Raw genomic sequence first — 22607 nt, forward strand, 5'->3', positions numbered from 1 at the left:
GTAGTTTGCTTGTTTCCATCAGTATGGATCTACAATCCCATTAGGAAAAGCGATCTTTTCTGACGAATATTCGTTATCCATCCCGATGTTTTGGAGGCAGCCGTGCTGGACGTCCGCAGGCTCCGTTTGCTGCACGAATTGAAGATCCGCGGGACACTCGCGGAAGTGGCCGATGCCATGCAGTACAGCCCTTCCTCGGTGTCCCAGCAGTTGACGCTCCTGGAAAAGGAAGCCGGCGTGGAACTGCTCCGGAAGGCCGGACGCCGCGTGCAGCTCACACCGCAGGCGGAGATCCTGGTGGCGCACACAGCCGCGCTCCTGGAAACGCTGGAACGCGCCGAGACCGAACTGGCCGCCTCCCTGTCCACGGTCACCGGAACTGTGCGGCTGGCAGTCTTCCAGTCCGCTGCACTCGCGCTGCTCCCCGACTTCCTCACCATCATGCGCCAGGAGTACCCCGAGGTCCGCGTGGAAATGACACAGCGCGAACCGGAGACAGCCCTCTATGAGACGTGGGCCCGGGACTTCGACATTGTGGTGGCCGAGCAGTACCCCGGTCACGCTGCCCCGCACCACACCGGCCTTGACCGGGCCACCCTGACCAGCGACGCCATCCGGCTCGCCACTCCCCCAGTGGGCCTGGGCGGCGAACACATCGCGTCGATCGCGGACACGGCATCCATGCCCTGGGTCATGGAACCCCGCGGAGCGGCGTCACGCCACTGGGCAGAGCAGGCCTGCCGCTCGGCCGGCTTCGAGCCGGACGTCCGCTACGAAACCGCGGACCTCCAGGCACAGATCCGGCTCATCGAGTCAGGAAACGCCGTGGCTTTGATGCCCGATCTTGTGTGGACGGACATGGAGCGGCCGGTGCAACTGCTTGACCTCCCCGGATTGCCCGCCCGGACCATCTTCACGTCCACGCGGACAGCAGGGCGGATCCACCCCGCCATCCTCGCCTGCCGCGAGGTTCTGGAGCGGGTGGCAGCCGCGCACCGCCAGTAATCCCGGACACTATCCCCGGGGCACGCAAAAGGCCCCGGTCCAAGGGACCGGGGCCAACCGCGGAGAATGGGGGATTTGAACCCCCGAGGGCGTTAACCCAACACGCGTTCCAGGCGTGCGCCATAGGCCGCTAGGCGAATTCTCCTTGCTTTCGAACCGAAAGCAGATACCACTGTACCCGAGATTTTCGGCATCGCCCAATCGGGGGTTGGCACTCACATCAGGCAGCGTTTTCGGCCCATCCCTTAACGGAAAAATGGACGCCCCCAACGCGCCCATTCTTGCGGTATCACCGTTGAGCTGCCGGGTCCGGCCCCTCTTGCCCAGGCCCCGCAGCTCACAATCTGGAAATTGCCCCAATCGGTGTACATACTTATGGTCCGCTGTGACTCGCGGATATGCAATGGTTCGGCCGCCATTTGGGGTTCTTTACTGACAGGATGTGCCCATGATGCAGCTCCATGCCCTGGTCGCCTACGTGCCGGCAGACCACGTCGACGCGGTTCTGCGGGCGATCGGAAATGCCGGCGCCGGGCGGATCGGCGACTACTCGCATTGCGCCTTCACGTCCCTGGGGACGGGTCATTTCACGCCCCTCGCGGGAGCCAAACCCTTCATCGGTGAAGTGGGCGTGGCGGAGCAGGTGCCTGAAGTGCGGGTTGAGTGCGTGGTTGCCGAGGACATGCTCGACGGCGTGGTGCTGGCTTTACGGGCAGCACACCCGTATGAGGAACCGGCTTTCATGACCTGGCCGGTACAGGGGTGGCGGTGAGGGTCTGGGCCCCCACATCCGGGGATTCGCCTGCTTGATCGGTTGGGTTCACTACCCAGGCCCTAGGGCGGGCCACCGCCCAAGGCCCTGGCGACGGTGGAGATACTGACACCCAGCGTGCTGGCTATTTCGCCGAGGGTCATCTTCTTGAGCCTGAGGTCGCGGGCCGTCTCCAGCTTGTTCTGCGTCATCGCGGGAGGCCTCCCGCCCAGCCGGCCCCGGGCACGCGCCGCATTCAGCCCGGCCCTGGTCCGTTCGGACATCCTGTTGCGCTCGTACCTGCCAATCGATTCGAAGATCTCAAGGATGAGTTGACCGCACGGGCTCCCCGTATCCAGCCACGGTTCGGCGAGGGCGCGAAACCTGACGCCTTTCCCGGCGAGCGAGGCAACAATATCGGCGAGATCCACCGCACTGCGGCCCAGCCGGGACATGTCGCTGACCATGAGCGTATCTCCGCTCTTCAGGTCCTCGATGCAAGCCCGCCACTGCTCCCTGATTTCAGTAGCTCCCGAGGCGCGCTCCTCATACACCTTCACTGCTCCCGCCGCCTTGAGGGTTGCGATTTGGAACGAAAGCGATGGACCCACCGTCCCTTCCCTCGCGTAACCAACTGAAATATTTCCTTCCAACAATTTCCCAAAAACCTCCCTTTCTTGGGTTTCTCGCTTTTTGATTCAGAGAACGACTTTTGACATGCAAACCCTTTCGTTCAAGCGCATGAAACCCGGCGGGAAGTTTCGTTTGCAGAAATCGACTTTAGAGGGAACCCTCCGGGAGCCGACCACGGAAACCGCTTATGGCCTCCGCACGGCCATTATGACACACGGCGAAGAATGCGGGTCGGAATTGCAAAATCGCTGGTTATGGGGATTTTGCGCTGTTCCCATCGATGGCAATACTCAATTCACGTCAGGCAATCCGCCTGATCACGTTTCCTTCAAAAGGATGGATCACGATGGAAAACAGCTATTCAGCTCCCCGCATTGCCCACGCCGGCTCGTTCCGCAAGGTAACCAACGGAATCTGGTGTGGCCGCTACCGCGACCTCTTCTGCGGCCGCTCCATTTTCAAGCCCTGGTTCTGCTAGAACCTTGAACCCACCCAAGACGGGTCCCGCCTCTTTGAGGTAACCCGTGTTGATTTCGGCAACGGGTTTTGGCAAAGGATCATCCCTTGCACGAGGTGGCCCACCCGGCTCCGAGCCGGCTTTCCCGGAATTGACTTTCGGGAATTAGCTGGTGGAACAATGAATTTCAAACCAAGGGAATCCCCGGGTTTGTTCGTTATCCAGCAAACAACTCAGTGAAACCAGACTCTCCAAGGGAAGGAGGGAAAACGATGGAAAACACCTATTACGCTCCGCGCGTCGCACGGGTCGGTTCGTTCCGCAAAGTGACGAATGGTTATTGGTTCGGCCGTTGGCGTGACATCTTCGGCGGTCATGCCTTCATCAAGATCACCATTGGCTAACCCGCGTCACGCCGTTCAGGCGGGAGCCCTACCCTCGGGACGGGGCTCCCGCTCTGCGCCACTCTCCACCCTCCGACGAAGACCGCAGGTGCCATCGATTCCATGCATGAATACTTCCTTCCCCACCACGCTTCCGCCGCTGGCCAAGCCGGGTTGATTCCTGCCGGCGCCCAGGCCACCTTCCTCGATCCGGACTACGACTCCGTTGCCCGGCACAGCCGCAACCACAATCCGGCTGAAGGTCCGGAGCCGCGCTACGCCCCTTTCGCGTACGGCTCGCTTTCCACGGCACGGACGCTGTACTGGACCGACATCGAGGGAACCCCCGTCGGATCAACATCCCAAGGCGCCCTGCGTCGTATCGCCAAAAGGAAGCTGGACCAAAACCGCGTTCGGTTGGCTCTGTGCTCCAACCTGCCTGGCTTCCTCCGCCACTTGCCCTTTTGGGAAGGTGTTCACGCCGTACAGCCCGGCTTCGCCCTGACATTCAGCGATGGCCGCGCCAAGTCGGTGGACCTCGCACCAGTGGCGGGTGAACCTTTCGCCGACCTGTCGGACGCGGCACATGCCATGTCCGGTGCACTCAAGGAGTCCATCGCCGGACGGCTGGCCAGTTACGGAACGGTGAGCGCCGATGTGTCAGGGGGCATGGACTCCACAAGCCTGGCCTTCTTCCTGGACGCGCTGCAGGAAGGAAGCATCTTCTACCACGCGGGCACCGACGATCCGCAGAACCGCGATTCCGAGTTCGCCCGGAGGGCAGCCGACGTCTTGCGGGGGCGACTCATTGAACTGGAATCGCTGACGTCCACCTCTGCCGCCTTCGGCGAACCCGACCCCGCCATGGGCGCCCTCGACGACGGTCCTCCCGGTTGGGCTGCAAACTCCCACCACCTGGGCGCGTTGTTCGCGGATGCCGCCCGACGCGGTGTGCGCGCCCATTTGACCGGGATTGGCGGAGACGAATTGTTCGATCCCCTTCCCGCCATGGCCCTTGGACTTCTCTCCACGTCCTCCTGGAGAGCCGGCGTCCGCGTCCTGCGACGGCTCGGCAAAATGCAACGATGGCCGGCCCTTGCGCTCGGCCGGGCAGTCGCCTCAAAAGTCGGATTCGACACGGAGGTGCTGCGGCGCGCCGGGAATCCAGGCAATCCGGTTGACGGACCCGGCGAAGCCTTCTCGTGGGCTCCGGGGTTCGGCCTGTCACGGTTCGCCACCAAGGAAGCCCGTGAGGCGGTGGCATACAAAGTACGCGAAGGCCTGGAACGGGGAGCAAGACCCCACCACGCTGAACGCTTCAGGCACCAAATGACCGAATCCTTGATGTTCCAAGGCGAGATCGCCCGCCAAGTCAACCATGCGTACAGCCAGTTGGGGGTCGCATGGGAAGCGCCCTTCCTGGACGACCACGTCATACGGCTGGTCCACAACCTGCCTGTCGAAGCGATCCTGGGCGTAGTGGAAAGCAAACCGCTTCTGGCCCGCGCCACCAACGGAGTGGTACCCCGCTGGATCTTCACCCGCGAAGACAAAGGCGAATACAGCTCGGACCTCTTCCAGGAGTTCAAGGCAAGGCGCCGCGAACTGTCCAGGCTGTTCGATGACAGCTGCCTGGTGGACATGGGACACGTTGACCCGACTGCCGTACGGAGTGCGCTCAGCATGCCGGTCATCGGCACGGACGAACTGTATGAACTGGAGCACCTGGCTGGTGTGGAGCGATGGATAAGGAGACTCATATGAGGAAAGCCACCAAGGTGATCGCCGCTACGGATGTTTTTGAACCCGCGCCCAAGCTGACGTTCAACCTCGACGACGACGGCCTGACGGTTTTCGACGCACGCGGCGGCTCGTACTGGCGCGGAAACGCAACGGCGGGAGAGGTGATGGAAGGCATCCGGCTGGGCCGGCCGGTCAACACCCTCATCACGTCCATCGCAGAGGCCTACAAGGTGGACCACGAACGAGTGCGCGAGGATATTCATGCACTCCTGGCAGAGCTGGAGCAGCACGGAATCATCCGGCGGGTGCGTCCATGAGCCTGCCCATCGTCCCCCAACGTGCCATCATGCCCCGGGGACTGGCATTGCTGCGGACACGGGCTGTTGTTGCTTTGGCGTGGCCCATGACCCTGCTTCCCCCGGCGCTGCTCGAGTCAGCCTTCCGGACCGTAGTGCACCGCTCCCGTCCAAGCAGCCACGCCCAGGCGCGCCGCATCCGGGCTGCCGTGTGCGCGGTCAGCTCCCGGTGTGCGGGCGAGGGTTGCCTGCAGCGTTCCATCGCCGTGTTCCTCCTTTGCCGTTTGGAGGGCCACTCCCCGGCGTGGAAGACCGGCTACCGGCTTGAACCGTTCACCGCACACGCGTGGGTAGAGGTGGACGGGGAGCCCGTCGACGAGCCTTCGGCCATCAGCAGCTATATCCCGGTGCTCTCCGTCAGCCAACCAGGAACTGCCTCATGACCATCGAAACCCAGGCTATGGGTTCCCGGCGGGCAGGGCTGGCCGAATTGTTCCGCCACGTCGCCGTCCAGCGCAGATTGCTGGCGGTCATCATCGTCCTGAGCCTCGCCGGGTCCGGTCTGTCCCTCGCACAACCGTTGCTGGTGCGCGAGGTGATCGACCGTGTCACCGGATCGCGGCCCTTGGAACTGTTGCCGTGGCTGGTAGGCGGGCTCGTCGTCGTCGGCGGAATCCTGGGCGGGGTCAACCAATACCTGATCCAGCGCACCGCGGAGACGGCCATCAGGAGGTCAAGGCACGGCCTGATCCAGCACATCCTCCACTTGCCCGTGGCCACACTTGACCAACGCCGCGTGGGAGACCTCGTAGCTCGGGTTACGACGGACACCACTGTGGTCCGCAACATGCTCAGCCAAGGTTTCGTCGAGTCCTTCGCCGGCATCTTCACTGTCATTGGTGCACTGGTTTCCATGTTTTTCCTGGACCCGATCCTGCTGCTCATTGCCGTGGGCGCCGCCGTTGCCGCGGTCATTGCCGTGGCCTGGGTGACATCCCATATTGAACGTGCCAGCCTGGGTGTGCAGAACTCCCTCGGCATGCTTGCAGCCTCAATGGATCGCGCCATCAGGGCGACCCGGACGGTCCGTGCCGCCAACGCCACGACGCACGAAGCGCGCCGCGTGGAGGACGACGCCACAGGAGTGTGGAAGGTCGGGCTCAAGGTTGCGGCCACAACCGCACTCGTTTCGCCCATCTCGTCCATCTCCACACAGGCAACGTTCCTCGCCGTCATCGGCGTGGGAGGCTGGAGGGTGGCGTCCGGAGCACTGACCGTGGCCGACCTGGTGTCCTTTATCCTCTTCCTGTTCCTCCTGATCGTGCCGCTCGGTCAGCTCTTCGGTACCGTCACCGCCATTGGCGAGGCCCTGGGCGGAGTGGCCCGGATCAACGAAATCCTCCGGCTTCCCGTGGAGAACGACCAACCAAAGCGTGGGCCTTCCAACAACATTGGCGACTCGAGCCTGGTGTTTGAGGGCGTGGGTTTTGAATACACCGACCACGACGGCGGAGAGCCGGACCGGCAGGCTACGCTCAGCGATGTCTCGTTCCGGGTGGAATCCGGGCAAACAGTGGCCATTGTCGGCCCCTCCGGAGCCGGCAAGAGCACCATCCTGAACCTCATTGCCCGCTTCTACGACGCTTCGGCGGGCCGCATCTTCTTCGGAGGCGCCGACGTCGAAACCATCACCCGCTCAGCAGTCCGCTCGCGGATTGCCTACGTTGAACAGGACGCACCGGCGCTTGCGGGAACGCTGCGTGACAACCTCAGCATCGGCAATCCAAACGCCACTGATGCGGACATGGTGTCCATCCTTGAGCACTTGAACCTGGGGTCCGTGCTCCGGCGGTCAGGGCACGGGCTCGACGCCGGAATCGGAGAGGGAGCCGTCCTGCTGTCCGGCGGCGAGCGCCAGAGAATCGCGGTGGCCCGGGCACTCCTGGGAAACCCCGCGATGCTGATCCTGGACGAATCAACATCCAACCTTGACGGCGTCAGCGAGGACCGGGTCCAGGAACTCATTGCCGGGCGCGCGCCCGGGTGCACCCTGGTGATCGTTGCCCACCGGTTGGCCACCGTGCAGGGCGCTGACATGATCCTGGTCCTGGACCGGGGCAGGGTGGCCGCCTCGGGTACGCACGCGGAGCTGGTCCGGAACTCACCCTTGTACCGGGAACTGGCCGCCAAACAGTTCCTCAACAGGGAGTCCGACGGCGGGATAGAGGCCGACGGCGGGGCGCTGCCTTACGCGCACGACGCCGTTGGTTGAGGCAGCCGGGGACATGCCAGTCCGTGACCAAAAGTGGACCGTGACGCTTGCGCGCGCTGTCAGGGCGGAAAGCACCAAACTCCTGACGCTGCCGTTGTTCCTTTATACGGCAGCTGGAACCGTCCTGCTGAGTATCGGCTTTTCATGGATCACCACCGCGTTGGTTGCCTCGGCACTGGCGGCGGGAAAACCCGAAGAGACCGGTGGATTGGACGCGGGGAGCGCATTCCTCACAATCCTTCATTTCGGCCAGATAGGCGTCATTCTGTTGGGCGCGTGGACAGTGCACCAGGAGCTGGACTCCGGCTCGCTCCGCAGCACCCTCATTGCCGTTCCGCAACGCTCCGCGGTTTTCGCTGCCAAGGCCTTGGTTGTTTCCGGGGGCGTACTGCTGACGGCAATCCCCAGCGTGGTGGGATCAACGGCGGTCCGGTGCGTTGCCGTGGACTGTTCCACCGAGGTTGCGCGGATAGCGCCCGACGTCCTCCTGGGTGTGGTCCTCTACTGGATCCTCATTGCCCTCTTCACTTATGCCCTGTCCGTCATCCTCCGCAGCGGCCTGGCAGCGATGAGCGCGGTCCTGGCTTTGGCCCTGATCGTGTCCACGTATCTGCTTCCCATCACCCCCGCAGCGAAGTTTCTTCCGGACCAAGCCGGCGCGCAACTCTACCAACAGCCTCCAGTGCCCGTTGATGCCCTGGGGCCGGTGGGAGGTGGGCTGGTCCTGCTTGCCTGGGTGGCGGCCGCAATGGGTGGTGCCGTGGTGCTGTTCATCCGCCAACCGGTCCGAAGTTGAGAACCAAGGGAGAAGAATCCAGTGATTGAAATCAAGAACCTGTGCAAGCGTTACGGGAAATCGGCCGGCATAGAAGATGTCACGCTGACGGCCGAGCCGGGAAAGGTAACGGCTTTCCTTGGACCCAACGGCGCGGGAAAGTCCACCACGTTCCGGCTGCTCCTGGGGCTGGACCGCGAGGACAGCGGATCGGCGCTGATCGAGGGAAAGCCCTACCGGGACTTCGCCTCGCCCCTGTGGACCATCGGTGCACAGTTCGATGGCTCCGGCGCGCACAAGGGCCGCACCGCACGCGCCCATCTCACCTGGATGGCCCAGTCCAACGGCATCCCCACCTCGCGCATCCCTGAGGTCCTTGAATTGGTAGGCCTTAAGGACGCGGCCGGGAAACGCGTTGGCAAGTACTCCCTGGGGATGGGCCAGCGGCTTGGAATCGCAGCGGCCCTTCTGGGCGATCCCCGGATCGTGGTCCTCGACGAGCCAACCAACGGTCTGGATCCTGACGGCATCCGCTGGATCCGCATGCTCCTGCGCAGCCTCGCCGAGGCGGGCAAGACCGTCCTGCTCTCGAGCCACCTCATCAACGAGGTGGAGCACATGGCAGATCACGTAGTGGTCATCTCCCAGGGCCGTATTGTGCGTTCGGGCAGTGTTCCAGACCTGGTTGCGGGCTACCCGGACCTCGAGTCGGCGTACTTCGGGCTGACCGGCAACCCAGCGCTGGGACGTGCATCGTGAGTGCGCCCGCCATCGCCAGGAGCCGTCCCCGGCTCCTGGTCTCGGAACTGACGAAACTCATCACGCTGCGGGCGGTGTGGATCAGCGCCCTGGTGACTTTCGCCGTCGTCGTCCTCATTGGGTGGTCACAAGCGGGGCCGGTGGCGGAAGGGCTCCGGCGCCACGATCCGGACCTGGCACCTGGCGCAAGCCCGGCGACCGTCGGCTTCGACTGGGTGGCGCTTGGCCTCATCGGGATCATCGTCATCGGAGTCATTTCAGCGAGCAGCGAGTTCGTCTCAGGGCAGTTGCGTTCCAGCATGGTGGCAGTCCCCCAACGTTGGCGCCTGTACGGAGCCAAGTGTGCGGCTTTGATGCTGTTCACCACCGGACTCGGTTTGGTGACCATCCCCTTGTTGAGCTTGTTGTCGCAGGCGGCCATCGGTGAATTGTCCGTGTTGGACGGCGGCTTTCCGGCAGAGTTGGTTTTCCGCTGGCTGGGCGCCATCGCGTTCTGGGATGCGTCGGCGTTGATCGGCTTCTCGCTGGGCATCCTGCTGAGGCAGGGCTTGATCCCCCTGTTCCTGCTGATCGTCCTGTCCCAGCTCTCGCTGATGCTGCTCCTTCTGGGGCCCGCCCTTGCGTACCTGCCAACCATCGCCGGAGTCCAATTGTTCGACGCCGGTTTGGTCACCGGTTCGTTCCCGAACGCTGCCCTCGGGCTTCCCGTGGCGGCCACTGCAACTGCTGCCTGGACGGTCGGTTTGCTTCTGCTGGCCGGCTGGAAGTTCGTGGCCCGGGACGTCCGGAACTAGCCGGTACAGCGGCACGCCGCCACCCACCGTCGGGCGTTTTCCACACCCCTCACCAGCCGATTCGAACCCCGAAGTAAGTTCGGGTAAGCTTGTCGACGGCCCCTCATGTGGCGTCATCCTGTTGAACTCCCCCAGGACCGGAAGGTAGCAAGGGTAGATGGGCTCTGGCGGGTGCATGAGGGGTCTCTTATTTAAATGTCAGTCCCTATAGGTAGGTTTCCCCTGTGACTGTTACAACTGCCCTGTACCGACGCTACCGCCCGGACTCGTTCGCGGACGTTATTGGGCAGGAACACGTCACGGAGCCGTTGATGACGGCGCTGCGCAAGAACCGCGTCAACCACGCCTACCTCTTCTCCGGTCCCCGCGGCTGCGGCAAGACCACCTCCGCGCGCATCCTGGCCCGTTGCCTGAACTGCGCCGAGGGTCCCACCGATACCCCCTGCGGCACATGCCCCAGCTGCGTTGAGCTGGCCCGCGGCGGATCGGGTTCCCTGGACGTCATCGAGATCGACGCCGCCAGCCACGGTGGCGTGGACGACGCCCGGGATCTCCGCGAGCGCGCTACGTTCGCCCCGGTCCGCGACCGCTACAAGATCTTCATCATCGACGAGGCCCACATGGTCACGTCCGCCGGGTTCAACGCTTTGCTCAAGATCGTCGAAGAGCCGCCGGAACACATCAAGTTCATCTTCGCCACTACGGAACCTGACAAGGTCATCGGGACCATCCGCTCCCGGACGCACCACTACCCGTTCCGTTTGGTGCCGCCCGAGCCGCTCATGAAGTACCTGGAACTGTTGTGCCACCAGGAGAACGTCCCGGTGGCCCCGGGTGTCCTGTCGCTCGTGATCCGGGCCGGCGGCGGTTCCGTCCGTGACTCGTTGTCCGTCCTGGACCAGCTCATGGCCGGCGCCGGACCCAACGGCCTTGACTACGAACTCGCGGTGGCCCTCCTCGGTTACACCCACGCTTCGCTGCTGGACGACGTCGTTGATGCCGTCGCCGCCGCAGACGCGGCAACAGTGTTCCGCGCCGTGGACCGCGTGATCCAAACCGGCCATGATCCCCGGCGCTTCGTCGAGGACCTGCTGGAGCGGTTCCGCGATCTCATCATCGTCCAGGCCATGCCGGAGAGCGCCCAGGCAATCCTCCGTGGCATGCCCGAGGACCAGATCGCCCGCATGCGCAACCAGGCAACCAACCTGGGCGCCGCCGAGCTCTCCCGGGCCGCGGACGTCACCAACACCGCCCTTACCGAGATGACCGGCGCCACCTCCCCGCGCTTGCACCTGGAACTGCTCTGCGCCCGCATCCTGTTGCCCAGTTCCGAGCAGACGGAGCGGGGAATTGCCGCGCGCATCGACCGCGTGGAACGTCGCCTTAACTACGCGGGCGACGCCGGGACTCCCGCTCCCGCCGCCACGGCACCCGCTGTTGGGGCTGCTTCCGCCGCGTCGGCAGGCAACGCTGGGTCCGGCGTCCTGCCAGCGGCACCTGAACCGCAGCAGGCAGCGCCTGCGCCGTCAGCGCGCCCCGCTTCCCAGGCGCAGGCTTCTCAGGCCCAGGCTGCACAGCAGCCGGGTCCGTCCACTCAAGCCCCATCGGCCCCGGCGGAGCAGCCGGCACCGGCACAGCAATCCGCAGCGCCGTCGGCCCCGGCACAGCCAGCCAACTCGGAATCCCGTTCCCCGCTCACCGCTCCCCGGGTATCCACCAACGACTGGCCCGTGGAAGACCGGACGGCGTCTACGGCGCGCCCCACGCAGGAAACCGCAGGTGCGGCCGTGCAGGGCGGGTACCCCCACGGCAGCAACACCCCCGGTGCAGGCTCAACACCACCAGCTGATCAGTCCCGCACCGCCACCCCACCAACGGCACAAACACCGCCACCCGCAAACGCACCCACCGGTGCCGGGGACGTCGAGGCTCTTCGTCGTGCGTGGCCTGAAGTCCTGCAAACCTTGACCAAGATCAAGCGCAGCACGTGGGCCCTCGTGGAACCCAATGCCCAGGTTGCCCAGTTCGACGGCCAGGTCCTGACGCTCGCCTTCACCACAGGCGGCCTCGCGGGAGCCTTCGGCCGTGCCGACCATTCGGAGAACCTTCGACAGGCGATCCATAAAACCATCGGCATCGACTGCCAGATCGTGGCAGTCGCTGGCGGCAACAGCTCAGCGAGCTCTGAGCCAAACCCAAAAGCGCCTACTAGCCGGGAAACCCCGGCTCCGCCTGCTCCGGGGCCGGCGTCTGCGCCGGGACAAGCACCTGCGCCGGCACAAGCACCTGCGCCGACGCCTCCCACTGCACCGTCGACGCCCAGCGCCGTCTCGGCCGTAGATACGGCCTGGGGTCTGGCGCCGGCAGGCGCAGGCACCCCAACTGGCAGCAAGCCTCCCGCACGCGGCGGCAGCAACCTGCCTGAGCCGGGCGGCATCCACGCGCCCAACCCCGACCCCGCTGCAGAGCCGAACCACACCGGCACGACCAACCCCGGCCCCGCCGCCACTGCCGAGCCCAGCCCCGCCGCGCCCAGCCCCGCCGCGCCCAGCCCCGCCGTGCCCAGCCCTGCCAACCCCAGCCCCGCCGTGCCCAGCCACATCGGCTTTGCCGATGCCGGCCGCCAGGCTGCCCCGGACACGCGCACCACCGCCACTCCGGCAAGCAGCGCCCAACCCTCAAGCGTCAGTGGCCCACCCTCAAGCGACCATGGCACAGCCCACACGGGTAACGCCGCGGAGGAGGCCGCACCAGCCTCCTCCGGCGGGCCGAACACCCCCGGTTCGCACGAAACCACACAGGCGCCCACGGCACAGCCCTCCATCCCGGAGTCGGCAGGCGATTACTCCTACCCCGACGACGATTGGGGTCCCCCTCTGGATGAGGATGCCCCGCCCCTGGACGAGGAACCGCCGATGGATTGGGAGCCGTCCCCGCGCTACGGCTCCCCCACGACGAAACAGTCCGCAGCAACCAACACCCGCCAGGCAAACGCCGGTCAGTCACACACCGGTCAGTCACACGCTGGTCAGGCAAACCCTGTCCCGGCGCCAAACCGGCCAAGCACCCCTGGCGCCGGAACCACCAACCACGGCGGCGCTGATACCAGCAAAACCACAGGCCCCAACAGCACCACCACCCCACCGGACACCTCCCAGGACCCGTGGTCCCGGGCCGTCGAGCACGCCCCGGGCACGTGGGTGGTCGGCACGGAATCCAACGTCGGCGCCAAGTCCACCCAGCCGGCCGAGGAAGCAGCACCGGCCAGCGTCCCGGACTACGAACCGGCAGCCGCGCAGGTCCCGGACACCGCGGAGTACGGCCGCCCAACCAGTGGCGAACAGACCGGACCGTCCGGCTGGGACGTCGCACCGGCGTCGGACTGGCCCGGAACTGCCGGCGCACAAGCCCCAGCCCCCGCCGCATGGCCCTCAACAGCAGCGTCAGCTGTGCCCCAGGAAGCGCGAGGCTCCGTCGCGACGCTGGAGGAGGGTGCGCCGTCGGGAAGGCCGGTCAAGCAGAGCCTGTATCAGCGGCTGACCAACAGCCCGGAAGCCCAGATGGGTCGTGTCCAGGCGCCCGCCCGCACGCAGGTCCAGCAAGAACCCACGGCTGAGGACATCCCGAGCCCGGAAGACGAAACCATCGAGGAATCACGGGTGTTTGGGCGGGCCGCCGTGGAGCGTATTCTGGGCGGAAAGCTGATCGAGGAACGGGCCTTGGACGGCTCGCCCCTCCACCAGCGCTGACGGTGCACTCAGCCCGCAAGCAACTAAACGAACGAGGAAATTGTGTACGAAGGTGCAGTTCAAGAGCTGATTGACGAGCTCGGCCGGCTTCCCGGCGTGGGCCCCAAATCGGCGCAGCGCCTGGCGTTCCACATCCTTGAGGCAGACCCCGAGGACATGAAGCGGCTGGTGGCTGCCATCACCACGGTCAAGGAGCGGGTGAAGTTCTGCTCGGTCTGCTTCAACGTGACCGAGCAGGAGACGTGCAACATCTGCCGCGATCCGCGCCGGGATCCCTCGGTGATCTGCGTGGTGGAAGAGTCCAAGGATGTCCTGGCCGTCGAGCGTACCCGCACCTTCCGCGGCCGGTACCACGTGCTGGGCGGCGCGATTAATCCGATCGCGGGCGTGGGCCCTGAACAGTTGAGGATCCGCGAGCTCCTGACCCGCCTTAATGATGGCGCCATCCAGGAGATCATCATTGCCACGGACCCCAACCTTGAAGGCGAGGCCACGGCAACGTACTTGGCCCGCATGTTGAAGACGATCGGGATCGCCGTGACCCGGCTTGCGTCCGGCCTGCCCGTGGGCGGAGACCTTGAGTACGCCGATGAGGTAACACTCGGCCGCGCGTTCGAGGGTCGCCGCAACGCTTTGGCATAGACGGCTTTAAACCCCCGCTGACGGCGGACGCCTGGACTGCGCCAACCGTCCTGGCACATACACTGACGCAGCCACCGCGCTTTGGAGCGCCAGTCCCGTGACGGCAACGGGCAGGGTGGGCGGCAGCCCGTCGCTGGATTCGCCGCCAAGGCACGGCACGTCGCGCTGGGGGCCGTCGGCTGCCCACTGCAGACCAGACAGTACCCAGGCGAGTTCGTTGTCTTGCGTCATTGATCCGGCCGCCACGCTTCCGAAAACCATGGCCGGGTTGCTGGCGGCGATCCACGCCACCCTGTCCGTGTGCGCAACCTCCACCGAGTGCAACTGTCCCACGCACTCGTAGGCAGTGATCCGGCCGGCATCGTCGCGTTCCACGTTCACCGGAACGGAAGCCTGCTCCACTGACATGGTGGACGGGAGCAGCAGGACGGTGAGCACAAAGTTGCCGGCGCCAAAGAACACCAGCAGCAATCCCAGCAGAATGGCCCCGGGAGCCACACTGGCAAAGCATGCCCTGAGGCCCGCCCCCATGAGCCCGAACAGCGCCACTTCCACGGCGGCGACCACGACGGCGGCACCCGCCATCGCGATCGGCCCACCGCTGCCGGCGCCCACCAGGGCAAGGACGATCCCGGCCGGCACGGCGAACGCAGCACCGCGCAGGAGTCCCACCATGAGTGCGATGAGGAAGCGCGACGCTGCGCGTCGAAAGCCCCACACCGCGCCCAGGACAGCTGCGGCAATGGCCAGCCACGCGCCCATGACCAGGTACACAGCTGCGGCAACCGGCGTCGAAAACCAAGCATTGGACTCCCCGAAAGCGATGAGGCCCGCCGCGAGGCCCCAGGAGGCCAGGATTCCGAGTCCGCAGGCCAGCCAGAACCACGCCGACCCGAATGATGCCCGAGCTTCACCCCACGCAGTCCAGGCCGCGTCAAGCATCACGGCCATGGGACCGGGCCTGGGAGGGCTCGGCTCGTCATCGACCACGTCTTCGCGGTGCGGGAAACGGTCGTCGATCACGCCGCTGCCACCGATCAGTTCATAATCGGAATCGCTGCCCTGCGTGGAGTCCTGCCCGGGGCGGGCCACCGGCTCCTCAGGAACCTTGCCCACGGGTGCTCGCTAGCGTCATAAAGTGGATGGTACGCCGGGTGTTGCCTTGCCGAAACGCCCAGCTTAACCGCCATTTGGTCACAATTCCTATGCGGACAGTCCGCGGCGATAAACTTTCCAAATAAGCTACGCGGGCGTGCGCAAATTGGTGCGTGCCGCGTTCGAACCCTATTGATGCAGTGAGGGTGCGCGCATGACTATGCCCACTACCGAAGTGAAAATCGAAGAGCTCCCTGACGGGGCTGCCATTACCAAGCAGCTGATCGTTCAGAAGTTCGGCGGTTCCTCGGTCGCCGACGCTGATGGCATCAAGCGTGTGGCCCAGCGCGTCGTGGACGCACAGAAAGCCGGCAACGAGGTTGTGGTTGTTGTTTCCGCCATGGGCGACACCACCGACGAGCTCCTGGACCTCGCAGCGCAGGTCACTGATTCTGCGCCCGCCCGCGAAATGGACATGCTGTTGTCTGCCGGTGAGCGCATTTCCATGGCACTGCTTGCCATGGCCATTAATAAGTTCGGTGCCTCTGCCCAGTCCTTCACGGGCTCGCAGGCCGGCATGATCACCGACGGTATCCACGGCAAGGCCCGGATCATCGACGTGGACCCGCACCGCATCCGCACCGCCTTGGACAAGGGCCACATTGCGATCGTGGCCGGCTTCCAGGGCATGAGCCGCAGCACCAATGAGATCACCACCCTGGGCCGCGGCGGTTCGGACACCACTGCCGTCGCTTTGGCAGCTGCCCTCGAGGCTGATGTGTGCGAGATCTACACGGACGTTGACGGCATTTACACCGCTGATCCCCGCGTTGTGTCCTCGGCACAGAAGATCGACCGCATCTCCAGCGAGGAAATGCTTGAACTTGCCGCTTCCGGTGCCAAGATCCTGCACCTGCGCTGCGTCGAATACGCACGCCGCTTCGGTGTGCCGCTGCACGTCCGTTCTTCATTCAGCCACCACGAAGGCACCTGGGTCATTCCGGGCGCCGACGAAAAGTTCAACATTCAAGAGGGAGTTGCCTTGGAGCAGCCAATCATCTCCGGCGTTGCGCACGACCGGTCCGAAGCCAAGGTCACCGTAGTCGGCGTTCCTGACATCCCCGGCAAGGCCGCAGCGATCTTCCAGGTCATTGCCGATGCCCACTCGAACATCGACATGATCGTCCAGAACGTCTCCACCCACGGCACGGGCCGCACGGACATTTCGTTCACCCTGCCGATCGTCGAAGGCGCCGACGCCCTGACCGCACTGCGCGCTGCCGAGGGCCAGATCGGCTTCGAAAGCATCGAGTACAACGAGAACGTTGGCAAGCTCTCCCTGATCGGCGCCGGCATGCGTTCGCACCCGGGCGTTTCGGCCACCTTCTTCAAGGCCCTCTCCGACGCCGGGATCAACATCGACATGATCTCCACCTCGGAAATCCGCATCTCCGTGGTCACCAGTGCCGACAAGCTGGACGCAGCTGTCATCGCCATCCACAACGCCTTTGAGCTCGACGGCGAAGCGGAAGCTACCGTCTACGGCGGCACCGGCCGCTGACCCCAGCGAAAGCAACGCAAACGCACGACGGCGACTGCCGCCGTCGTGCGCTCGAAGGACCGGAGCAAGCGCTCCGGTCCTTCGGCGTTTTGTAGCGGGTTTGCCACCCCAGAGGCGTACCGCCACGACCCACTTTGGGACCGGCCCCGCTGGACACGCCGCGTTTTCAGGCCTCTCCTGGTTTGCCCCGTTCAAAGTCGGTGGTGGCGGCACGGCCGGGAGGAGTGCTAGGCGGACCCGTCAGGGGCCAGCAGCACGTCTACCAGCTTCCGGAGCCCCTCCGCCATGTCCACGTCCTTGTCATAGAGCCACTGGAGCTGCAGCCCGTCGAAGGCGGCGATGACCAGCCGGGCAAGCGTCAGGGAATCCACGTCCACCCTGACCTCGCCGTCCCGCTGGCGTCGGGCAATGTCCTCGCTGACCTCGCGAACCACGTTCTGGTAGCGCTCCTTGAAGTAGCCGTGGGAGTCATGCCCGGGATCGTTGGCGGTGGCGGAAGCGACGGCGTAGAGCGTCGTCAATCCGGGCTCGCGACGGTTCCGTTCAGCGATGGGGGCCATGAGACGGACCCCCACCTCGGACTCTCCGCTCACGGCAACGGAGCGGCGGTCCCTCTCGGCCAGGACAGCAGTGAGCAACTCCTGCTTGCCCTTGAAGTAGTGGAACAGCGTGGCTTCCCGGACTCCGACCAACTCTGCGACGCGTTTGAGCGCGGTCCCTTCGAACCCCTCGGTGGCAAAAACATCGGTGGCAGTCTGGATGATCTGTTCCCGACGCTCCGCACCTTTTGCATACTGGCCGCGCGTCTTCGAAGTTGACATTGGTTCAGTGTATTTCACCGTCCTCTCATAAAAATCTAGTCAGACTCGGTTTTGACGGGTACAGTGAAAGCAGAGGTCCACGAAGCACAAAGGAGTCAAGTCATGAACCCCGCCCTCTCCCCGGCAGTGACCACCCCGACCGCCGGTTCGCCCGATGCCGAGGCGCGCATCCGCGAATTGGCGCAGAGTCTGTCCCTTGAACAGCAGGTGCAGTTGCTGACCGGAGCCGATGTGTGGTCCACCCACGCCATCCCGGAGATTGGCCTGAGCCGCATCGTGATGTCCGATGGTCCCGCGGGTGTCCGCGGCGAGGACTTCGATGAGCGTCACGACTCCATTTCCCTGCCCTCATCCTCGGCGCTGTCCGCCACGTGGAGCGTCGAAACAGCCCGCCGCTACGGCCAGGTCCTGGGCCAGGAAGCCCGCCGCAAGGGTGTGCACGCCGTTCTGGGCCCCACCATCAACCTGCACCGCTCCCCACTGGGCGGACGCCACTTTGAATGCATGAGCGAGGACCCCCGGCTTACGGCCACCATCGCCGCCGGATATGTGGAAGGCGTGCAGTCCATGGGTGTAGGCGCCACACCCAAGCACTACATCGCCAACGAGGCCGAAACGGACCGCTTCACGGCCGACTCCGTGGTGGACGAGCGTCCCCTTCGCGAGCTGTACCTCGCGGCCTTCGAGGACGCCATCACCGAGGCCCGTTCGTGGCTGGTGATGAGCTCCTACAACTCCATCAACGGAACCACCGCCAGCGAGAACAAGCTTCTCGAGACCCCGCTCTCCACAGAATGGGGATTCGACGGCGTCGTTGTTTCCGACTGGACCGGCGTCCGCTCGGTTGAGGCCGCGAACGCCCACCAGGACCTGGAAATGCCCGGCCCCGTAGGCCACTGGGGCCCCAAGCTCCTGGCCGCCATCAACGCGGGAAAGGTCAGCCGCGAAGCCATCCTGGAAAAGGTCACCCGCATCCTGCGCCTGGCGGCACGCGTGGGCTCCCTCGAAGGCTTCACGCCCGCTGTCACCACGCCGCCAGCCGAACTGAACGGTGCCGCCGTCGCACGTGAAGTAGCAACGCGCGGCGCCGTGCTGGTCCGTAACCAGGGCATCCTCCCGCTGGACTCCACGCAGCTCACGAGCGTGGCCGTCATTGGCCACAATGCGGATGAAGCCCGCACGCAGGGTGGCGGCAGCGCCACGGTCATGCCCAAGGACACCGTCTCACCTTTGGAAGGGCTCAGGAAAGGACTGCCCGACGGCGTCCAGGTCACCTACTCGCGTGGCGCCAAGGTAGCCGAAGGCCTCCAGGCCTTCCCCCGCACGGCAATCCACAATCCGGTTTCCAACGTTCCGGGCATCCGGGTCACCTTCCTGGACGCGGATGGCGCGGTGATTTCGGGCGAGGACCGGCTGGCTACGCACCTCATTTGGTTCGGCATCGGCATCCCCGAAGGCGCCGCAACCATCCGCATGGAGACCGACTGGACTGCGGAGAGCTCGGGTATCCACCACTTGGGAATCGGGACGGTGGGCCAGATCAGCTTTGCCTTGAACGGCGAGGAAGTGTTCAACAGCGAGCTTGAGGACGATACCGATGTCCTCGGCGCCGCCCTGTTCGATCCGCCCAAGACGGTCCACGCCATCCAGGCAGCTGCCGGCGAGGTGGTCCGGATCGAGGCCGAGTACCAGTTGCCGAAGCAGCAGGTCATCCCGTTCACGGCCATCCTCCTGGGTGAGGAAACCGTGGTGGAGGACCCGCAGGCCGAGATTGATGCCGCAGCTGCTTCCGCCAAGGCTGCGGACGTGGCCGTGGTGGTGGTGGGCACCAACGCAGCCATCGAATCCGAGGGCTTCGACCGGAAGAACCTTGACCTCCCCGGACACCAGAATGAGCTCGTGGCAGCCGTTGCCGCCGCCAATCCACGCACTGTGGTGGTGGTGAACTCGGGTTCACCGGTCCTCATGCCGTGGCTGGACGATGTGAGCGCCGTGCTCCTGGGCTGGTTCGGCGGCCAGGAGTTCGGCCACGCCATCGCGGACATCCTGCTGGGCAACGAGGAGCCCGGCGGCCGCCTCCCTACCACCTGGCCCGCCGCACTGGAAGACGTGCCCGTCCTCAACACCACCCCAGTGGACGGAAAAGTGGTCTACTCCGAGGGCATCCACGTGGGCTACCGCGCCTGGCTCAAGCAGCAGGCAGAGGGTGGTGCCGCTCCTGCGTTGCCGTTCGGTTTCGGCCTGGGCTACACCACGATCGAACTCGGCAAGGCCCACGCTCCGCAGTGCGTCCCCGCCGGCAAGGATGTGGTGGTGCACGTCCCGGTGAAGAACACGGGCACCCGCACCGGCCGCGAAGTGGTCCAGGTGTACCTGGCCCGCAAGGATTCCTCCGTGGAACGCCCAGTCCGCTGGCTGGCAGGATACGCAGGGACGCATCTGGCCCCGGCCGGCACGGACAGCGTCGAGGTGAGGATTCCAGCCAAGGCTTTCGCCCATTACGACGGCGGCTGGCAGTTTGAGCCGGGCACGTTCACCCTGCTGGTGGGTCGCCACTCGGCTGACGACTTCCAGGAATTGGAGATCGAACTGCGCTGAATCCGCCGTGACCGCTGCCACTTTGGGGACCTTCATTACCGTGGTTTTCCCCACATGTAGCTTCTTTACGGTATGGTATGGAATTTTCATGGCATGCTGTACGTTGCATAGCCGTAACTCCCCTATCTGAAGAGGCAAGAAAACAAGTGGCAGCCGATTACGACGAACTCCGCACAGACGTCAAAGAAAACCAGGAGCAGTCCCTCCAGGCGCTCCAGTCCGCCAGCGCCCCTACAGCCAAGAGCGTTGTGCTGGAACTCGACGAGACCGATGGCCTTGACGCCAACGGCCCCGGCGGCGAAATCGTCGCCGAGGAACTCGTCATCCAGGTCATCCCGCAGGCAAGCGACGAGTTCACCTGCAACTCGTGCTTCCTGGTCCGCCACCGTTCGCAGATTGCGCGCGAAAAGGATGGCGTCGCCTACTGCACTGACTGCGAAGGCTAAGACGACCCACCACCCGGGCGGTCTGATCGTCGTCAGGGAGTGCCGCCGTCGGGATTTAACTGCGGAAGGACCGGAGCACCTGCTCCGGTCCTTCCGCGTTTAATCGATCAGGCCCCCGAGCCCGGGCCGTCCACGGTCCCGCCGGGACCCCCGACGGGCCGGCCAGGAGCCCCAACCGCCCGCTGCCGGCGGTGATTGGCAATCCTCAACTGGAGGATCCGCGCGCCACCAGCGAGGGCCACCAGGACTCCACCGCCCACTGCGGCGATGAACAGGGTGGTCCCGAGGGCCAAGGATCCTTCCAGCCCGAAGAACCGCACGGTCACCCGGTCTTGGTTCTGTACGAAAAAGACAATCAGCAGGACCAGCACCACCAGCCCCACTGCCACCGCCGCCCACACAGCGGCCGTGCGGGTCGGCCGCCGGGATTCCACGCCGTTCGATCCCACAGCGTTGGGAGGCACAGCTCGCCGTGGCGCTTCACTGGGGGCTGGTCCCGTTTCTGCCGGCATACCCGCGGCACCGGCCGCGGCGTCATCCTGAAAACTCATGCGTGGCCCCCTTGTCCCAGCCGGTTCATGACCCTGCCATCTAATAATAAGCATGCTGATGGAAACGCGAAAGGAGAGGTTCCGGTCCGCGCGAACCGGAACCTCCCTTCTGGTCATTTCATGCTGTAATCGGTACTCGTTGGCCCGGGGTCATCGTTCCGGACCGCGTAGTGGTGCCCTTCGGAATCCGTTTCGACATCGAAGTGCTTGAGGTCTTCCTCGGAGGCAGTCTCAAAATCATCGTGCTTGTGCACCACAGGCGAGTCCGTGTCCCCGTGCGTCGCGGGGCCGAAAACGAACTGCAGCCTCTCGGTCACATGCTGGAAGCCTTCCAACTTGCGTCCCATATCTTCCACCTCCCCTCCACAGGAAAATGAAAAACGGCAGGTCCGGTGAGCGCCGTACCAGTGAGCCAATTTTACGCCCGGCGGCAGGAAAAGGCGCTGGATCCGAAACCGGGATGCCTGTCAGCGAAGCGACTTGTCCTCCGGATTCAGGGGCACCACGTATGTGCTGCCGTCCGGCCGTCGAATGGTTTCCCACTGCTGCGTCTCGGCTTGCCGTTGTGCCAGGAGGCGACGGTTCTCCTCGGTCATCTCGTGGTCGAGGGAGCTGCTGTGCGCCGGACCGAAGATTACCCGCAGCTTGCCCGTTGCGCGCATGAACTTCCGGGCGAAGGTTTCCTGGGCCACTGGCGATCGACTCCTTCAGTTAGACTTTTCGACCGATCAACACCTTCATAGTACGCTAATAATTAGTACACTAACTAATCAACAGACCCGGCCCTGGGAGGGAAGCCATGACAGCAGTCACCGACGCAACCGAAGAGACCGACGACCTCCTCCTGGAACGCCAACTCTGCTTCGCCCTCACGGTGGCATCGCGCAGCGTCGTGGGCATCTACAAGCCTGTCCTGGAGCGGATGGGGCTGACCCACCCGCAATACCTCGTGATGCTGGCCCTCTGGGAGCGGAGTCCGCGGACCCTCAAGGACATCAGCGACGCCCTCCTGCACGAGCCCGCCACCCTCTCCCCGCTCCTCCGAAGGCTGGAAGAAGCCGAACTGGTCACCCGCGAGCGCGTTCCGGGCAACGAACGCGCCTTGGCCATCAAACTCACGGAGAAGGGTGCCGCGCTCCGGGCGCAGGCAACGGCCGTGCCCGCCACCATCCGCGAGCGCCTGAACCTCAGCCGTGAGGAAGTAGCCGAGCTTCACCAAGCAATGACCGGACTGATCGCCGCCACCCAACGAAACTTAGCGTCGTAAAATAGCATC

At 64.7% G+C, this 22607-nt stretch carries 23 protein-coding genes, 1 tRNA gene and 1 other RNA gene; 18 read left to right on the plus strand and 7 right to left on the minus strand.

Translation table 11 applies throughout. The features are described 5' to 3' along the window. Positions 1–102 precede the first annotated feature (102 nt). Positions 103–1005, plus strand: coding sequence for a LysR family transcriptional regulator (locus ACIPY3_RS17560; RefSeq protein WP_400336221.1), 903 nt, complete (start codon positions 103–105; stop codon positions 1003–1005). Positions 1006–1065: 60 nt separating this feature from the next. Here the strand turns inward: ACIPY3_RS17560 and ACIPY3_RS17565 are convergent. Next, positions 1066–1150: transfer RNA gene (locus ACIPY3_RS17565), tRNA-Ser, on the minus strand. A 303-nt stretch (positions 1151–1453) separates the two neighbouring features. On the opposite strand from ACIPY3_RS17565, the gene ACIPY3_RS17570 reads away from it, so the two are divergent. After that, positions 1454–1777, plus strand: a complete 324-nt coding sequence (locus tag ACIPY3_RS17570; protein WP_400336222.1) for a hypothetical protein — start codon at positions 1454–1456, stop codon at positions 1775–1777. 62 nt (positions 1778–1839) lie between these two features. Here ACIPY3_RS17570 and ACIPY3_RS17575 read toward each other — a convergent pair whose 3' ends face one another. Continuing rightward, on the minus strand, positions 1840–2412 hold the full coding sequence (locus ACIPY3_RS17575; RefSeq protein ID WP_400336224.1) for a recombinase family protein: 573 nt from the start codon (positions 2410–2412) through the stop codon (positions 1840–1842). Positions 2413–2735: 323 nt separating this feature from the next. On the opposite strand from ACIPY3_RS17575, the gene ACIPY3_RS17580 reads away from it, so the two are divergent. The 12 genes from ACIPY3_RS17580 (at position 2736) to recR (ending at position 14259) form a co-directional block, all read left to right on the plus strand. Next, entirely contained in the window at positions 2736–2867 is a 132-nt protein-coding gene (locus ACIPY3_RS17580; RefSeq protein WP_397323659.1) for a keywimysin-related RiPP, read from the plus strand. A gap of 251 nt (positions 2868–3118) precedes the next feature. Beyond that, positions 3119–3250 (plus strand): lasso RiPP family leader peptide-containing protein, encoded by a 132-nt coding sequence (locus ACIPY3_RS17585; protein ID WP_400336226.1) that lies wholly within the window; start codon positions 3119–3121, stop codon positions 3248–3250. Positions 3251–3352: 102 nt separating this feature from the next. Further along, positions 3353–4993 carry an asparagine synthase-related protein gene (locus ACIPY3_RS17590; protein WP_400336228.1) on the plus strand — a complete coding sequence of 547 codons (1641 nt, stop codon included), beginning with the start codon at positions 3353–3355 and terminating at the stop codon, positions 4991–4993. Next, positions 4990–5289 (plus strand): HPr-rel-A system PqqD family peptide chaperone, encoded by a 300-nt coding sequence (locus ACIPY3_RS17595; protein WP_400336230.1) that lies wholly within the window; start codon positions 4990–4992, stop codon positions 5287–5289. Before ACIPY3_RS17590 ends, ACIPY3_RS17595 begins: the two co-directional genes overlap by 4 nt. Next, the gene (locus ACIPY3_RS17600; protein WP_400336232.1) at positions 5286–5711 is read left to right on the plus strand and encodes a lasso peptide biosynthesis B2 protein; all 426 of its coding nucleotides are present in this window, start codon (positions 5286–5288) and stop codon (positions 5709–5711) included. Before ACIPY3_RS17595 ends, ACIPY3_RS17600 begins: the two co-directional genes overlap by 4 nt. Next, the gene (locus tag ACIPY3_RS17605; RefSeq protein WP_400336234.1) at positions 5708–7540 is read left to right on the plus strand and encodes an ABC transporter ATP-binding protein; all 1833 of its coding nucleotides are present in this window, start codon (positions 5708–5710) and stop codon (positions 7538–7540) included. Before ACIPY3_RS17600 ends, ACIPY3_RS17605 begins: the two co-directional genes overlap by 4 nt. Positions 7541–7580: 40 nt before the next feature. After that, the gene (locus ACIPY3_RS17610) at positions 7581–8336 is read left to right on the plus strand and encodes a hypothetical protein (RefSeq protein ID WP_400336235.1); all 756 of its coding nucleotides are present in this window, start codon (positions 7581–7583) and stop codon (positions 8334–8336) included. A gap of 21 nt (positions 8337–8357) precedes the next feature. Beyond that, positions 8358–9074 carry an ABC transporter ATP-binding protein gene (locus ACIPY3_RS17615; RefSeq protein WP_400336237.1) on the plus strand — a complete coding sequence of 239 codons (717 nt, stop codon included), beginning with the start codon at positions 8358–8360 and terminating at the stop codon, positions 9072–9074. Continuing rightward, positions 9071–9868, plus strand: coding sequence for a hypothetical protein (locus ACIPY3_RS17620; protein WP_400336239.1), 798 nt, complete (start codon positions 9071–9073; stop codon positions 9866–9868). Before ACIPY3_RS17615 ends, ACIPY3_RS17620 begins: the two co-directional genes overlap by 4 nt. A gap of 94 nt (positions 9869–9962) precedes the next feature. Beyond that, an RNA gene (gene ffs, locus ACIPY3_RS17625) (signal recognition particle sRNA small type) lies at positions 9963–10059 on the plus strand. 33 nt (positions 10060–10092) lie between these two features. Further along, positions 10093–13617 carry a DNA polymerase III subunit gamma and tau gene (locus tag ACIPY3_RS17630; protein ID WP_400336241.1) on the plus strand — a complete coding sequence of 1175 codons (3525 nt, stop codon included), beginning with the start codon at positions 10093–10095 and terminating at the stop codon, positions 13615–13617. A 42-nt stretch (positions 13618–13659) separates the two neighbouring features. Beyond that, positions 13660–14259, plus strand: coding sequence for a recombination mediator RecR (gene recR, locus ACIPY3_RS17635; protein ID WP_387434538.1), 600 nt, complete (start codon positions 13660–13662; stop codon positions 14257–14259). A gap of 6 nt (positions 14260–14265) precedes the next feature. Here recR and ACIPY3_RS17640 read toward each other — a convergent pair whose 3' ends face one another. Further along, the gene (locus ACIPY3_RS17640; protein ID WP_400336242.1) at positions 14266–15375 is read right to left on the minus strand and encodes a hypothetical protein; all 1110 of its coding nucleotides are present in this window, start codon (positions 15373–15375) and stop codon (positions 14266–14268) included. Between the two features lie 193 nt (positions 15376–15568). Between ACIPY3_RS17640 and ACIPY3_RS17645 the strand changes: the two genes are divergently transcribed. Further along, a complete protein-coding gene (locus ACIPY3_RS17645) occupies positions 15569–16915 on the plus strand; it encodes an aspartate kinase (protein WP_397323637.1) in 1347 nt (448 codons plus the stop codon). A 227-nt stretch (positions 16916–17142) separates the two neighbouring features. On the opposite strand, the gene ACIPY3_RS17650 is transcribed toward ACIPY3_RS17645, so the two are convergent. Further along, positions 17143–17736, minus strand: coding sequence for a TetR/AcrR family transcriptional regulator (locus tag ACIPY3_RS17650; RefSeq protein ID WP_400336244.1), 594 nt, complete (start codon positions 17734–17736; stop codon positions 17143–17145). 102 nt (positions 17737–17838) lie between these two features. Here ACIPY3_RS17650 and ACIPY3_RS17655 point away from each other — a divergent pair, with 102 nt between their 5' ends. Together ACIPY3_RS17655 and ACIPY3_RS17660 are read left to right on the plus strand one after the other, a co-directional pair. Beyond that, positions 17839–20334 carry a beta-glucosidase gene (locus ACIPY3_RS17655; RefSeq protein WP_400336246.1) on the plus strand — a complete coding sequence of 832 codons (2496 nt, stop codon included), beginning with the start codon at positions 17839–17841 and terminating at the stop codon, positions 20332–20334. A 146-nt stretch (positions 20335–20480) separates the two neighbouring features. After that, on the plus strand, positions 20481–20780 hold the full coding sequence (locus ACIPY3_RS17660) for a DUF4193 domain-containing protein (protein ID WP_211713967.1): 300 nt from the start codon (positions 20481–20483) through the stop codon (positions 20778–20780). Between the two features lie 107 nt (positions 20781–20887). Here ACIPY3_RS17660 and ACIPY3_RS17665 read toward each other — a convergent pair whose 3' ends face one another. From ACIPY3_RS17665 to ACIPY3_RS17675, 3 genes are all read right to left on the minus strand, one after another. Continuing rightward, positions 20888–21331 (minus strand): lipopolysaccharide assembly LapA domain-containing protein, encoded by a 444-nt coding sequence (locus ACIPY3_RS17665; protein WP_400336247.1) that lies wholly within the window; start codon positions 21329–21331, stop codon positions 20888–20890. Between the two features lie 113 nt (positions 21332–21444). Continuing rightward, positions 21445–21678: a hypothetical protein gene (locus ACIPY3_RS17670; protein ID WP_400336249.1), complete on the minus strand. Its 234-nt coding sequence runs from the start codon at positions 21676–21678 to the stop codon at positions 21445–21447. Positions 21679–21798: 120 nt separating this feature from the next. Then, on the minus strand, positions 21799–22023 hold the full coding sequence (locus ACIPY3_RS17675) for a hypothetical protein (protein WP_400336251.1): 225 nt from the start codon (positions 22021–22023) through the stop codon (positions 21799–21801). Positions 22024–22130: 107 nt separating this feature from the next. On the opposite strand from ACIPY3_RS17675, the gene ACIPY3_RS17680 reads away from it, so the two are divergent. After that, on the plus strand, positions 22131–22598 hold the full coding sequence (locus tag ACIPY3_RS17680; RefSeq protein WP_400336253.1) for a MarR family winged helix-turn-helix transcriptional regulator: 468 nt from the start codon (positions 22131–22133) through the stop codon (positions 22596–22598). The last annotated feature ends 9 nt before the right edge of the window (positions 22599–22607 follow it).

It is taken from the genome of Paenarthrobacter sp. NPDC089714, assembly GCF_044748905.1.
Taxonomy (GTDB): domain Bacteria; phylum Actinomycetota; class Actinomycetes; order Actinomycetales; family Micrococcaceae; genus Arthrobacter.

Bases quoted from the DNA above. Each gene is read 5' to 3' on its own strand.
- ACIPY3_RS17570 (WP_400336222.1), top strand. From the start codon at position 1,454: ATGATGCAGCTCCATGCCCTGGTCGCCTACGTGCCGGCAGACCACGTC.
- ACIPY3_RS17580 (WP_397323659.1), top strand. From the start codon at position 2,736: ATGGAAAACAGCTATTCAGCTCCCCGCATTGCCCACGCCGGCTCGTTC.
- ACIPY3_RS17585 (WP_400336226.1), top strand. From the start codon at position 3,119: ATGGAAAACACCTATTACGCTCCGCGCGTCGCACGGGTCGGTTCGTTC.
- ACIPY3_RS17590 (WP_400336228.1), top strand. From the start codon at position 3,353: ATGCATGAATACTTCCTTCCCCACCACGCTTCCGCCGCTGGCCAAGCC.
- ACIPY3_RS17595 (WP_400336230.1), top strand. From the start codon at position 4,990: ATGAGGAAAGCCACCAAGGTGATCGCCGCTACGGATGTTTTTGAACCC.
- ACIPY3_RS17600 (WP_400336232.1), top strand. From the start codon at position 5,286: ATGAGCCTGCCCATCGTCCCCCAACGTGCCATCATGCCCCGGGGACTG.
- ACIPY3_RS17605 (WP_400336234.1), top strand. From the start codon at position 5,708: ATGACCATCGAAACCCAGGCTATGGGTTCCCGGCGGGCAGGGCTGGCC.
- ACIPY3_RS17645 (WP_397323637.1), top strand. From the start codon at position 15,569: ATGACTATGCCCACTACCGAAGTGAAAATCGAAGAGCTCCCTGACGGG.
- ACIPY3_RS17650 (WP_400336244.1), bottom strand. From the start codon at position 17,736: ATGTCAACTTCGAAGACGCGCGGCCAGTATGCAAAAGGTGCGGAGCGT.
- ACIPY3_RS17655 (WP_400336246.1), top strand. From the start codon at position 17,839: ATGAACCCCGCCCTCTCCCCGGCAGTGACCACCCCGACCGCCGGTTCG.
- ACIPY3_RS17665 (WP_400336247.1), bottom strand. From the start codon at position 21,331: ATGAGTTTTCAGGATGACGCCGCGGCCGGTGCCGCGGGTATGCCGGCA.
- ACIPY3_RS17670 (WP_400336249.1), bottom strand. From the start codon at position 21,678: ATGGGACGCAAGTTGGAAGGCTTCCAGCATGTGACCGAGAGGCTGCAG.
- ACIPY3_RS17680 (WP_400336253.1), top strand. From the start codon at position 22,131: ATGACAGCAGTCACCGACGCAACCGAAGAGACCGACGACCTCCTCCTG.